Origin of the sequence: Streptomyces sp. NPDC101110 (assembly GCF_044759525.1) — a bacterium.
Taxonomy (GTDB): domain Bacteria; phylum Actinomycetota; class Actinomycetes; order Streptomycetales; family Streptomycetaceae; genus Streptomyces.
Genome location: NZ_JBIVZM010000006.1, coordinates 371,983 through 383,812 on the forward strand (window position 1 = coordinate 371,983; position 11,830 = coordinate 383,812).

Below are 11,830 nucleotides of genomic sequence, written 5' to 3' on the forward strand. Positions count from 1 at the left end.
GCGCCAGCGACACGAGGCCGAGACGCTCGCCTTCCCATCGAACCCACATGCCGAGCGTGGGCCAGGCGATGGGCGCGGGTCGAGCGCGGGGCGCAGCGCCTTCGCGTCCATCCTCGGGTCCGGGTTTCCCGGTCCTGAACTCGGTTTCGTGGCTGATCGGTCATGACCCGTCCGGTGACCGGCCGAGCCAGAAGGCAGCAACGGAGGGCTGGTCGATTCCGGCAGTCGAGCCGTCGTGAGCAAGAAACTCAGTCGGAGCAATGTAGCCGTCGCCCGGATCGAGGCGGATGCGCAGGCAGCGCAGCGGGTGTCCTGCAGCAACGTACCTGCGGATGTCCTCGGTGTGGGGGTGGTGCTGGCCTGGGTTGGCGTGGAGTGTGCGGCAGATCTGTCGGATGTCGCGGTCGCCGATGAGCAGGTAGCGCGGGCCGGGGCCGAGGTTGAGGCAGAGTCGGCGGCGGCCCTGGTGGCGTCTGAAATACGGCAGCCGGTCGAAGTTGTCGACGTGCAGGCCGATGCGTCGGCCGGTGGTGGAGTCCTCCGTGGTGGTGGTCCAGTTGCCGGGGCTGGACGCGCAACCCAGGAGGGTGGTGGGCCAATGGCCGTTGAGGGGGTCGAGGCGGGCGGCGGTTTCGAGCCGGCCGGACAGGTCGTCCGGGTCGAGCGGCGGCAGCGGTCGGCGTACGAGCTCGATGCGGATGCCGTCCGGCGTCGAGTCATCGGCCTGGTGCCGCTCGGCATCCTCGGCGGTGAGGGGTACCCAGTCGTCGCCGGGGACGATGGCGCCTTGGTCGTAGCCGGGCTCGCTGCCGGTCTGCCGGGCCGGTGCAGTATCGCACCGGTCGCGTATGTCGTCGAACGTGTCGCATACGAGTCGCAGGCCCATGGCCGTGCCTCCCTGGGGCAGGTGCGCTGCTACTTGTCGTCGAGGTCTTCACCGAAGGTGACGTCCAGTTCGGCGGCGAGGGCCTCCGCCAGCTGGAGCGTCTGGGCGCGGTCGATGACGACCTGCTTGAGCGAGGCCAGGCCGCGAAGCTGGGCGAGGTCGTTGCCCCGGAGGTCCAGGCCGCGGTACTTTCCGCTGTCGAACTGGGTCAGCCGTAGATCACAGTCGTTGATCAGGGCGGCGCCGAGGTCAGCGGCGGCGAAGGTGGTCTCGCGCAGCGAGCACTTGGCGAAGATCACGGGGCCGGTGGCCCGGACGCGGGTGAGGGTGCTGTAGTCAAATTTGCAGTTCTCGTACAGGACGTTGTCGAGCGTCACGTCTTCGAGTGCGGCGCCCATGAGTTTGCAGTCGCGGAAGACGGCTCGGGAGATCTTGCTGTCGGTCCACTGCAGGGAGGCCAGGTCGCAGCCGGTGAACTCCACGGAGTCGACGCGGAGCTTCTCCAGGCGGGTGCGCTGGGCCTTGAGGCCGGTGATCCGTCCGTCCATCAGGTGGGTGTCGGCCAGGTCGAGGTCCCGCAGGTCGGCGTCGGCGTAGTGGAACTCCGCCACCCGGCCACGCCCGCCCTCCAGCGAGGTGACGTTCGAGAGGTAGAGGCCCGGCTCGTTCAGGGCAGGGAGCGTGACGCTCGTACGGCGGATCGTGCAGGTGACCATCAACAGCCTTTCAGCGCAGTGGCTCGGTCGCCGGCGCTGCTGGCACGCCCAGGGGCGTGCCAGCAGCGGGACGACTACTCACTTCTTCTTGTTCCAGTTGTCCCAGGTCGGGCGGTTGTCGAAGGGAGCCGGGTTCTTCGCCCAGTTGTCCCACGTGGGCCGGTTGTCCCACGCTCCTTCAACGATCACCGGGGGCAGGGCGTCGTGCGTGGCTATCAACTCCATCACGACGGGGGTGTCGGATGTGGCGAGTCGGTCCAGGATCTTCATGCAAGAGCCTCCTTGGTTGCGAGCGTGGACAGGGCCGTGACCAGGGCCTGCCGGGAGACCCGGCAGTAGTTGGTCTCGGTCGTCTTGAGGTCGCCGCTCTCGAAGTAGCGGTTGGCGGCCTGTGCGCCGCGGCAGAAGTCGAAGAACTCGCATTCGGCCTGGCAGCGGTCCAGGCCGGTGAGAAAGTCGCGTACGTAGCGCAGCCGGTGAGCATCACGGAGGATCTCGGGCAGAGGGCGGTTGAGGATGTTGCCAGCTATGAAGTTGCCGTACTCGGGCGCCGCCGTGTCCGCGAGTTCCGGGGAGAGCAGGACCACGTCGCCCTTCCAGGAGACGGTGGGGATCGGGTCGAGGCGGCGCCCGTCCCACTCAGCTCTCTGGCCGGAACGGATCAGCTGGAGGTACTCGGCGAGCCGTTCGACTTCCCTGACCGCCGGGGCGCCAGGATGCTCGCGGGCCCAGGTGAGGGTGCGGCGCCAGAACTCCTCGGCCTGGACCGCGGTGGGCGGCTGCCGGTCGGTGTTGACCCCTTCGATCTCCTCGATGTTGAAGCCCACCGAATGGCCGCCCAACGAGGTCAAGAACTCCAACAGCTCCTCCGGCATCGCGATGCCCAGGGTGCCGACCACCGAGATGACGGAGAACGGGATGCCGTGCTCGCGCAGCTGCGAGGTGCCACGCAGGATCCGGTCGAAGGCGGGCTTGCCTCGCAAGTCGACGCGCTCGGCGTTCAAGGCGGCCGGCCCGTCGATGCTCACCCCGACGCGGACGTCGTACGCGGCCAGCAGGTCGCACCACGTCTCGGTGACCAGCGTCGCGTTGGTCTGCACATAGTGGTGTACTCGGCCCGCTCGCCGCAGGACCTCGAACGGCGCGAGCAGGGCGGCGAACTTCTGCTGGCCCACGGCGAGCGGCTCCCCGCCGTGCCAGACGATGCCGATCGGATGGCCGCTGTCGTCGAACTGGGCCACCGCCTGCGCCAGGGCCTCGGCCACCTCCAGGGGCATCTGGTGCTTGAGCTTGCGAAACGGCAGGTAGCAGTACCGGCAGTCCAGATTGCACCAGGTCGTGGGCTGGACCACCACGGTCTGCGGCGCCGCGAACCGCTGCTGGTACCGGGCACGCCACGGGAAGGGGCGAGAGCGCATCAGGGTCCTCTCCTCAACGGACAGAGGGCAACGCCGGTCCGCGGTGGGTGCCGCGGAGCGGGATGCGACCACGATCCGATCCGCGATGACGTGTACGCGATGACATCGCGCTGTCATTGCCGATGACATGTCATCGGGGCGGCGCTGACACTGCGCTGAAGTGGCGTCATCTGCACGGGAGTTCGAGTGCTTCCTGTGGGCTATCGTGGCGGGGTGCCTCGCTCGATTCTGATCCACGACGGCCAGACCGCCCGCGATATCGGTCTGGTGTACTGCTGCTCGGGCTACCTCGTCGAGCGTGGCAAAGTGCTGCTTGTGCACCACAACCGCTTCGACAAATGGGTTCCGCCGGGCGGTCATATCGAGCCCGGGGAGTCCTTCGCGGGCACGGCGGTGCGGGAGTTCAAGGAGGAGACGGGGCTGCTGGTGGAGGCGATCTCCAGCCAGCCGGCTATCCACCCGGCCGACCACAACGCCACTCCTGAACCCGTGCCGTTCTATGTGGACATCGAGCGCGAAGGCTTTCCGACGCCGGCGCTGGTCCAGTTCTTCTACGTCCAGCGGCAGCCGGGCGCCCGGGAACAGGCCGTGGAGGCGCAGCTCGAAGAGGTGCACGGGGCCGCCTGGTTCGGCCTGGAGGACCTCGACACCCTCAAGACCTTCGACCAGGTCCGCTCCCTGGCTCGGTTCGCCCTGCTGAACTACCCGGTGGCCGGGGAGCGCGCCACGTCGTAGGCGGCGGCCTACCGCCCTGCGAGGCGATACCCGCTGGCCCCGTCCACCGTGCTGGCCAGCAGTAGCCGGGCCGGGGCACCGCCGAAGGCCGTGGAGACGGCGTGGTTGAGGCGCTGAACGTACTTGGGCACCGAGGACGGGGCGACGTAGAGCTTCGCCGCGATCCGCTCGGTCGCCATTCCGGCCTCGGGGGCGTCGTACACGACCTTCACCACGTCGAACAGGCGCTCCGACAGCTCACACGCCACGCTTCCTTCGCTGTCGCGTGCCCCGAGGAGGACGGTCCGGCCCGGCCCGAGGGCGACATGGACGATGGCAATCTCGGCCGACGCCTCGCTCGCGTGCTCGGAGGTGGTGTCGGCAAGGTTCATCCGGGCCAGACGCTGCATCGCTTCCTCGTAGGCCGACACCGTGTAGTACGCGGCCCGGATGGTTGCGCGTTTGCCCGAGGCACCCGGCTCGTTCCACAGCCCCGCCTCCGGGTCCCACAGGTCGTTCATCAGCTTCCACGCCTTGGCGAGGCGGGGATCGCGCGGGCTCGCGCCGGCCCGGATGGCGGCCTGGGTGCACAGCGCGTACGCCATGTGCTCCCAGGCCGTGCCTTGTACGTCCTTGTCGTCCTCGACGAACTCCTCCCACCGGTGGTGGTTGTGCAGCAGCCACTGGCCGGCCTCGACGACCACGTCGGACAGCCGCTTGTGCTGCACCGGGCCGTGCACCCCGCCCACCTCCCGCGGGACGTCCCGGTAGGCAGGCTCGCCGCCGGGCCCAGTTCCGGCACAGACGGCCGACAGCGCGAGCAGGCACAGCGCTGTCTTGCTCGGGCTCGGGTCGGTGTCGACGTAGGTACGCCACCCCCAAGCCCCGCTGGGGCGCCGGTGGTAAAGCAGGCCGTGCACTCCGTGGTCGATCAGCGGTTCGACGCGCTCCAGCAGGCCGTTGGTCTCCACCCCGCCGGGTAAAAGGAGTCCAGGGCCGAAGTCGTGGAGGGCATCTCTGAGCTCGGCGAGCCGGTGCACCACCAGGGCGGTCTGGTGCAGCGAGGTGTCGTCGAGTCCGAGGACTTCGGGCCAGCCGTGGTCGACCTGGTGGTCCTCCAGCCAGCCGACGCACCAAGCGGCGGTCTCCGCGACGCCGTTGTGGTGGAAGAAGCGAGGGTGGGACAGCAGTCCGGCCAGGCCGAAGGCGATGAACCGGGTGTGCTCACCACGACCGCCTTTGGGCCGGGGCCGCGAGTGCTCCGGAATGGCGCTGGTGAGGAAGTCAAGCCCCTGGCGAACCGGCTTTCCGGCGATGCCTGCGGCCCACAGAATCGGCAGGACCTCGCTGGTGTTGACGATCGACGAAACCGAGGTCAGGGTGAGGCCCCACCCGCCGTCGTATCCCTGGTTGTTCAGCAGGGTCCGGGCAGCCTCGCTTGCTCTGGTCTCGAACGCCGCGAGCCCCAGGTGCGCACTCTTCATGATTCGCCTCCGCCGCCGAACGACCCAGACCGCCGGTCGGACCGTACCCAACTCGACTACAGCCAACGCGTGTTCAGGGTCGCGACGCTACCCAGCACTCAAGGCCGTACGTGGTCGGCGCGAGGCTGGTGGCACCGGTCGCGGCGAGTGCCTTCACCCGGCGCTGAAGGACCTGCACCGACTCGGCGGTCACCTTCGGCGTCGCGGCCTTCTTCGACTGGCTCATCGCATTGCTCCTCGCGTCTACCTGCCGGCGTCCAAGGAGGCCCTCCTGCGGCGCCTCGCCGCACGCAACCAGCGTCGAGACGCCAATGCCTTGACCGTCACTCCCGAAGCCTTGGACGACTTCTTCGCTCGGTTCGAACCGCCTACCGCCGATGAAGACGCAGTCACCTACAACGGTGACGTAGAGGTCATCCGCTCCATGGTGTGACGCCCTCGGCCGTCCCTCCGAGCAGGAGCGCCATGTGCTCGGCCATCACGAGCAGGGTCCGGTCCGAATAGGCCGGTCCTACGAGCTGCACACCGATCGGGAGGCCGTCGGCGCCGTGCGCAATAGGCATTACAAGGCTGGGCAGACCGACGTGGCTGGTGAGGTTGGCCCAGCCGGTCTGGTCGAAGAAGCTCCGTTCGACGCCGTCGACCGTGAGAGAACGGCTCCCGGCCGGGACCGCCGCGGTGGGAGCGGCGGGCGTAATGAGGACGTCGTACTGACCGTCGGCGAAGAACCGGTGCCACGTCTGCTGGAGCCGGAGGCGCTCCTCGTTGGCGCGGAGCCAGGCGCGATGTGTCTGCGTTCGGTGGCGGAGGATGGCGGCCCGTGGGCTCGCGTCATCCGTGTGCAGGTCACGGGCGGCGGCGAGTTCGGCCGCGCCGGCGGCATCGTCGGTGGCGGCCGTCGTGGTGGCGTGGAGGAGCTGCTCGAAGAGACGGAGGGATTCGGCGAAGCCGACCGACCCCGCAGTGCGGTGGACACTGGCGCCGGCGGAGGCGAGTGTCCCTTCGAGGGCGGCGACAGCATCGGCGATGTTGCGGTCGACGGGGCAGCTCGCGTCGTCGGCCCACACCGCCACGCGGAGCTGGCCGATCGGGCGCTGCGCAGTGGGCAGCGTGACGCTCCAGGGGTTGTTCTCGTCGGGTGACGGTGTCGTCAGTGCGGCGAGGAGCAGGTCTAGGTCGCGGGGGTGGCGGGCCAGGGGGCCGGGGGTGACCATGTCGCTGCTCGAGATCCATCCCGGCGGGCGGGGGATGTGGCCGCGGGCTGGGATAAGTCCGTGGGTGGGGCGCAGGCCGTAGACGCCGCAGTAGTGGGCGGGGAGCCGCAGGGAGCCGGCGAGGTCGCTGCCGAGGTCGGCGGGGGTCAGGTGGGCGGCGACTGCTGCGGCGGGGCCTCCGGAGGAGCCGCCGGTGGTGTGCTTGGGGTCGTGTGGGTTGAGCGTGGGGCCGAACAGGGCGTTGTCGGTGTGCAGGTCCTGGCAGTACGCCGGAGTGTTGGTCTTGCCCATGATGACGGCACCCTGGTGGCGGAGCCGGGCGACCGCGTCGGCGTCGCGTGTGGGGACGTGGTCGGCGAGGTCTTCGGCGCCGCTAGTGGTGCGCAGGCCGGCCGTCTCGAAGCTGTCCTTGATCGTGAGGGGAAGGCCGTTGAGGACGCCGGTGCTCTCGCTGCGGGCGCGGCGCTCGTCGGCTGCGTGCGCGGCGGCGCGGGCCGCGCCGTCGTCGCGCGTGACGACGGCGTTGATCTGGCTGGCGTCTATCTGGGCGAGGTGCAGGTCGAGCAGTTCGCGGCTGGAGATCTCGCCGCGGTCCAGGGCCCGGAGCTGGACGTGGGCGGGCTGGTGGGTGAGGTCGTTCGTCATGCGGAGACTCGCTCAAGGTGGGGGGCTCGTGCGGGCTGGCGGGGCAGGTGGCGCGCGACGTCGAGGAGAGCGTCGATGTCGTCCATGGGCCTGGTGGTCTGGCGTTCGAAGTCGGCGAACTCGGTGAGCTGGTCGGGCTCCGGGCGGGCGCCGGCGGCCCTGGCCGCGATTCCGGCGAGGATCTGGTCCGCCGTGACGGCCGCGGACAGATCCTTTCCGTGGAGCCCTCGGGCCCGGTGACGGGCTTCGCTGGCCTCGCGGACGGCGGCGTCGAGGTACTGGCGGATCACGAACCGGCCGTCCCGGATCTCGACGGCTCGGCGGTAGAGCCGGATCGAGATGCGGCGGAAGTGGCGCCTCTGCGCCGGGTCGACTCTGTCGATCGGCAGCTCGATCTCGGGTGCCTCGCTGTAGAAGGCCAGCCACAGGGGGCGCAGGCCGTAGTAGCTGCGGTACTGCTTGATCCGGTACCGGACGCTCTGGGCCTGGTCGCTGATGGTGGGCACGAGCCAGCCGATCAGCGTGAGCATGGCGCCGACATCGCCGCAGGTCCAGGCAAAGCCCTCCCATTCCGCAAGGGAGGTGTCGAAGGCGCCGGCGATCACGTTGCCGATGCGGACGGCGCTGTATCCGAGGGTGACGGTCGCGCCGAGGGTGACGATGCACAGGCCGACGCGGACGGACCCGCGAGTGCTGCGGCGGGCCAAGCGCCAGCAGGCGCGGGCGAGCAAGACTTCGCCGATGGTGTAGGCCGTGACGTACAGGGTGAGGTACGCGGCGTACCAGTCGTCGTGCGCGTAGTAGAGCGTGAAGTCGACCGGGTGCGGCGCGTTGGGCGTCAGCAGGGCGAACAGCACCAGCAGCCCGGCGATCACCGCGAAGCCGGCCCAGAGCCAGCGGCGACTGCGCCGGCGGGCTACCTCGGGCGGGGATCCCCAGTAGGTGAGGACCACCTGTTGGCAGGCCAGGAGCGCGACCACGCAGCCCTGCGCGAGGGGCACGGAGATGTTGACGGTGCCGAGCACGCGGTCGAGGTAGTTCCACATCGGCGTGATGGAGAACAGGAACGAGAGCCCTGACAGCAGGAAGACAGCGGCCAGCGCGGCGGAGGCGGGGTCGCGGCGCCTGGTGGGCACGTCCCGCAGGAGGCAGAGGAAGCCGAGCATCGCGACGAATAGGCTGATCGGGTGGAGCAGGTCCTTCACGGCCGGGCCTCCCGTCGGCGCAGCAGCGTGTGCGTCACACGATCCTGTACTTCGTCCCCGGACGACTCGTCGCTGCGCAACCACCGGTCGATGATCCGGCGCTGGAGCAGCGATGCCAGGAGTTCGGTGTCTCGCTCCTCGTCCTCGTCGTACTTGGTGCGCCCCAACATCATCTGCACAGTGGCCGGGTCCACGCTGGTGATGAAGGCCGGAGCCAGCGCGGAGACCGGTCGGTTCTCGTGGTGGCCGAGCAGTAGGTGGCTGAACTCGTGGGCGATGATGTGGTCCTGGTGCAGGACGCTGGTCCACGGGTCGTAGAAAACGTGGACGGCACTCTCTGTAACGGCACATGCCCCGCACACCGAGGGCGCCTGCTCCCGGGGCTCCAGGACCACCGTCCGTCCCGTGCGGCGAGAGACCTCGTCGCTGAGGTCGCGGATATTGGTGACGTGGGGGAGCTTCAGCTCGGCCACGAGGTCAGGCCGACGCAGCCTACGTGCAGACCACATTGCTTTCCTTGATCATTTACTGAACTACAGCCGTTTATGCGCCAGTTGAGGGCGGCAACCCCTCGGATTTTCGTACACTCTCAACGATCCCCAGGACGGCATCCTTTCCGTCTGCGGAGACGTCGGATAGGCGAAGAAGAACGTTCTTGATCTTCGCATCGCGAAGCAGCGCGAGCAACTCAAGTTCCTGCACGGTCTTTTCGGCGACAGCATCGTCGAACCAATAGGCGGGATCCACGCCGAAGAACCCTGCGAGCGCTTCGAGATGACGCTTCGTCGGGTTATCACGCTGCCCGGTCCGCAAGAGCCACAGGTACTGCCCCGACAGCTTGCCCAGCCCTCGCTTCTCCATCAGTTCGGCTACTTCAGCGTTGCTGTAAGGGCCACGATCGGGCGGGTGCACAGTGTCGAACAGGCGGTTTAGGCGATCCATGAGCCCCCTGGGGCTCACCTGACCTTCGGCCACTCTTTCATGATCCTTTCCAGGGCGGGCTTCCTCGCAACTCCAGCCACCCTACCTGCCATAAACACCAGTTTGACGCGGCGATCACACGTATGGAAAGTTCTTCCCCACCAGCACGTTTCCGTGTGGCGCGTACCGCCTGTTTCAGGTCGACCTGTCCGCTTCTGCCGACAGGAGTACGCCGGGCGACGTGGCGCAAGCCACATTCACCCAGCGACATAAGTCACGTCTGGCAGGCCGTATTTGATCTTCGACCGGAAAGCGCGGAGGCGACCGTGGAAACACCTCATCCACATCGCATTTGCGCTGCGGGGAATAGCAGACTCCTGCTCCGATTCGGACACAATGGCACGCTCTCGGCGTACGGGGCAACCGCGGCAACGGTGCGCTTCGACGCGAGGACGGATCCGGCCAGGTCCTGTGCGGACGGCTGCGGCACACGACTGTTCGGCGACTCTCTGCAACCAGTACAGAGTTTAAGAACCAAGTCTGGATCTTGACACCGGTCCGTGCGTATGTTCGTCGTCCCCGGGCAGCCCGCCTGCGGCGACGAACGTGAGGAGACCGCGAGCACGGACCGGACCGCGAAGGTCCGCAAACAGCGACGGCGCCCGAGAGCGGTAACTCACGGACGCCGAACGCTAAGCGGCATACCCGCCCCGGCAAGGGCGGAGCTTGCCCACCATCACCACGCTGAGTCCTTCCGAGGGGCGCGTCAGCGTGGCAACACTGCAAAGGGGAGTATCGCATGCCTCCTGCCCTGCGCAAAAGGCCCTTCCGCCTGGCCTGCGCGGCAGCCACCACCGCCTCGGCGCCTCAGTGCCCCGAGCCGGACCGCACCACCCTGGCCCCGGCGAGCAGCCGGACCCGCCCGCTCGTCTGGAGCGGCCGATGAGCAGCGAAGCCCGCGAGTGGGTGTGGGAGCACAGCTCCAGCCGAGGGGCCGCGCGCCTGGTCCTGCTGTCGATCGCCGACCGGGTGGCCGACGAGCAGTGCATCTCCTGGGCCTCGCTGTCCAGCCTGGCCAAGCGGACCCGCGCCTCGGTCTCCACGGTGCGCGAAGCCGTCGAGCGCCTGATCCTGGCCGGCGAGCTGGAACAGCTCGATGACCTCGTAGGCCCGCAGCGCAGCACGGTCTACCGCATGCCTCTCGCCGCCGAAGTGGTCGCCCTGGCCCAGCGCGAGCAGCAGGAGCAGGAAGACAGCGACACAGCAGCAGACGAGCCCGCGGGCCCCGCGAAGCTTCGGCTCTCGGCTCTGCGGCGGTACGGAATCCGCCCGCGTGAGGTGCCGGAATCCCCCGCGAGGGTCCGGAATCCGGCAGTACCGGAAACCGGCAGGTCGAGGCGGAAACCGGCACAGCGATGTACCGGCCACCGGCACAGCGATGTACCGGCTACCGGCACACAGAACCGTAGTGAACCTGATTTGAACCGGAGGTACAGCAGTAGTGGTGCTGCCGTCCTCCCGGCTGCCGAGTGGCAGGTCGACTCCGCCACCCACACCTGGGCCCGCCAGCAGGGACACCTCGATCGCCTCGGCGAGCAGGGCCTGCGGGCCGCCGACGCGAAGTGGCGTGCACACCGGGCGGGCCATGCTCCGAGGGCGGCGGAAGCCTGGGCTGCCGACTGGCGCTCCTGGGTCGCCCGGGAGCACGCTCCCAGCCGACCGAACCTCTACGCCGTGCCCGGCAAGAACACCGCCGTACCGGGGGGCATGACGCGGACGGAGGCCCACACCGCCGCCCTGCTTGCCGCCCTCGACGAGCCGACCGGAACGGAGGGCTGACCGTGGACCGCCGCGAAATCGCAGCCCTGCTGGCCTACATCGGCCGACTCGACCCCCGCACCATCCGCACCGCCCAAGGTGAGGCGCGCGACCAGCTCGCCCAGTGGCACGAGCTGCTCGGCGACGTGCCGATGGCCACCCCGCACGGCTGGGACGTCCGCGTCGCCGCCCGCCAGCACATCCGCACCTCGCCGTACCAGATCCTGCCCGCGGATGTGGCCCGCCCCTGGGAGAGCTACCGGCGCGACCGCCTGGCGAGGCACTCCGATCCCACGCCGTCCGTCGACCCAGACGACCAGGCCGCCTGGACCGCAGAGCTGGCCGGCACCCGCCGCGCCGTCGCCACCGGCACCGCCCAGCCCGTGCAGGCCCGAGCAATCACCAGCGGTCGCGACGGAGTCGACCCGAAGCTGGAGGCGCGGCTGCGGGAGATCGGCTCCTGCATACCGCCCGCCGCCCGAGCAGCCCTCGCGCCCTACCGACCCGCCCGCGCAGCCCGTGAGGCCGCTGTCACGCGGGGACTGCCCGATGCCCTGAGCGTGCGGTGCGAGTGGTGCCTGGCCCAGCCCGGCGAAGCATGCCGCCGCCGAAGGATCGGCCCCGACGGCGGAGCCCGCGCAACCGCCCCGCGCGCCACCCCGCACCCCGGCCGCCTCGACCTCGCCACCGCCCAGCAGGCCCAGCAGCCCGCCCTGGCCTGACCGGCGCACCCGGCGCGTGCACCCCCGTCCGCTGCACCGCCACCCGACACGTCCCGCACCGGCTGCGACGCACGCCCCGCGCCGCAG

14 protein-coding genes are annotated in these 11,830 nt (G+C 69.3%); 4 read left to right on the plus strand and 10 right to left on the minus strand.

The window, feature by feature from the left end; translation table 11 throughout:
- Window positions 1–160: 160 nt before the first annotated feature.
- The 4 genes from ACIQU3_RS16880 to amcB form a co-directional block, all read right to left on the minus strand.
- Window positions 161–886, minus strand: coding sequence for a hypothetical protein (locus ACIQU3_RS16880; protein WP_403925803.1), 726 nt, complete (start codon window positions 884–886; stop codon window positions 161–163).
- A 29-nt stretch (window positions 887–915) separates the two neighbouring features.
- Window positions 916–1,602 carry a pentapeptide repeat-containing protein gene (locus ACIQU3_RS16885; RefSeq protein ID WP_403925805.1) on the minus strand — a complete coding sequence of 229 codons (687 nt, stop codon included), beginning with the start codon at window positions 1,600–1,602 and terminating at the stop codon, window positions 916–918.
- A gap of 78 nt (window positions 1,603–1,680) precedes the next feature.
- Window positions 1,681–1,872: a multiple cyclophane-containing RiPP AmcA gene (amcA, locus tag ACIQU3_RS16890; RefSeq protein WP_311667399.1), complete on the minus strand. Its 192-nt coding sequence runs from the start codon at window positions 1,870–1,872 to the stop codon at window positions 1,681–1,683.
- Window positions 1,869–3,020: a cyclophane-forming radical SAM peptide maturase AmcB gene (gene amcB / locus ACIQU3_RS16895; RefSeq protein ID WP_403925808.1), complete on the minus strand. Its 1,152-nt coding sequence runs from the start codon at window positions 3,018–3,020 to the stop codon at window positions 1,869–1,871. The genes amcA and amcB overlap by 4 nt, the downstream gene beginning before the upstream one ends.
- A 213-nt stretch (window positions 3,021–3,233) precedes the next feature.
- Between amcB and ACIQU3_RS16900 the strand changes: the two genes are divergently transcribed.
- A complete protein-coding gene (locus ACIQU3_RS16900; RefSeq protein ID WP_403925811.1) occupies window positions 3,234–3,755 on the plus strand; it encodes an NUDIX hydrolase in 522 nt (173 codons plus the stop codon).
- Window positions 3,756–3,763: 8 nt separating this feature from the next.
- Here ACIQU3_RS16900 and ACIQU3_RS16905 read toward each other — a convergent pair whose 3' ends face one another.
- The 6 genes from ACIQU3_RS16905 to ACIQU3_RS16930 form a co-directional block, all read right to left on the minus strand.
- A complete protein-coding gene (locus ACIQU3_RS16905) occupies window positions 3,764–5,218 on the minus strand; it encodes a hypothetical protein (RefSeq protein WP_403925814.1) in 1,455 nt (484 codons plus the stop codon).
- A 73-nt stretch (window positions 5,219–5,291) separates the two neighbouring features.
- Window positions 5,292–5,444, minus strand: coding sequence for a hypothetical protein (locus tag ACIQU3_RS16910; protein ID WP_403925816.1), 153 nt, complete (start codon window positions 5,442–5,444; stop codon window positions 5,292–5,294).
- Window positions 5,445–5,631: 187 nt separating this feature from the next.
- Complete coding sequence (locus tag ACIQU3_RS16915; protein ID WP_403925819.1) at window positions 5,632–7,077, minus strand: amidase family protein; 1,446 nt, start codon at window positions 7,075–7,077, stop codon at window positions 5,632–5,634.
- Window positions 7,074–8,282 carry an MAB_1171c family putative transporter gene (locus ACIQU3_RS16920; protein ID WP_403925821.1) on the minus strand — a complete coding sequence of 403 codons (1,209 nt, stop codon included), beginning with the start codon at window positions 8,280–8,282 and terminating at the stop codon, window positions 7,074–7,076. Before ACIQU3_RS16920 ends, ACIQU3_RS16915 begins: the two co-directional genes overlap by 4 nt.
- Complete coding sequence (locus tag ACIQU3_RS16925; RefSeq protein WP_242435748.1) at window positions 8,279–8,755, minus strand: hypothetical protein; 477 nt, start codon at window positions 8,753–8,755, stop codon at window positions 8,279–8,281. The genes ACIQU3_RS16920 and ACIQU3_RS16925 overlap by 4 nt, the downstream gene beginning before the upstream one ends.
- Before the next feature lie 70 nt (window positions 8,756–8,825).
- A complete protein-coding gene (locus ACIQU3_RS16930) occupies window positions 8,826–9,257 on the minus strand; it encodes an XRE family transcriptional regulator (protein WP_280641287.1) in 432 nt (143 codons plus the stop codon).
- Between the two features lie 745 nt (window positions 9,258–10,002).
- Between ACIQU3_RS16930 and ACIQU3_RS16935 the strand changes: the two genes are divergently transcribed.
- Genes ACIQU3_RS16935 through ACIQU3_RS16945 form a run of 3 tightly spaced genes read left to right on the plus strand, consistent with a single transcriptional unit; the run spans window position 10,003 to window position 11,743 of the window.
- Complete coding sequence (locus tag ACIQU3_RS16935; RefSeq protein ID WP_189722332.1) at window positions 10,003–10,149, plus strand: hypothetical protein; 147 nt, start codon at window positions 10,003–10,005, stop codon at window positions 10,147–10,149.
- Window positions 10,146–11,042 (plus strand): helix-turn-helix domain-containing protein, encoded by an 897-nt coding sequence (locus ACIQU3_RS16940; protein ID WP_403925825.1) that lies wholly within the window; start codon window positions 10,146–10,148, stop codon window positions 11,040–11,042. The genes ACIQU3_RS16935 and ACIQU3_RS16940 overlap by 4 nt, the downstream gene beginning before the upstream one ends.
- Before the next feature lie 2 nt (window positions 11,043–11,044).
- Window positions 11,045–11,743 (plus strand): hypothetical protein, encoded by a 699-nt coding sequence (locus ACIQU3_RS16945; RefSeq protein ID WP_403925828.1) that lies wholly within the window; start codon window positions 11,045–11,047, stop codon window positions 11,741–11,743.
- Window positions 11,744–11,830 lie beyond the last annotated feature (87 nt).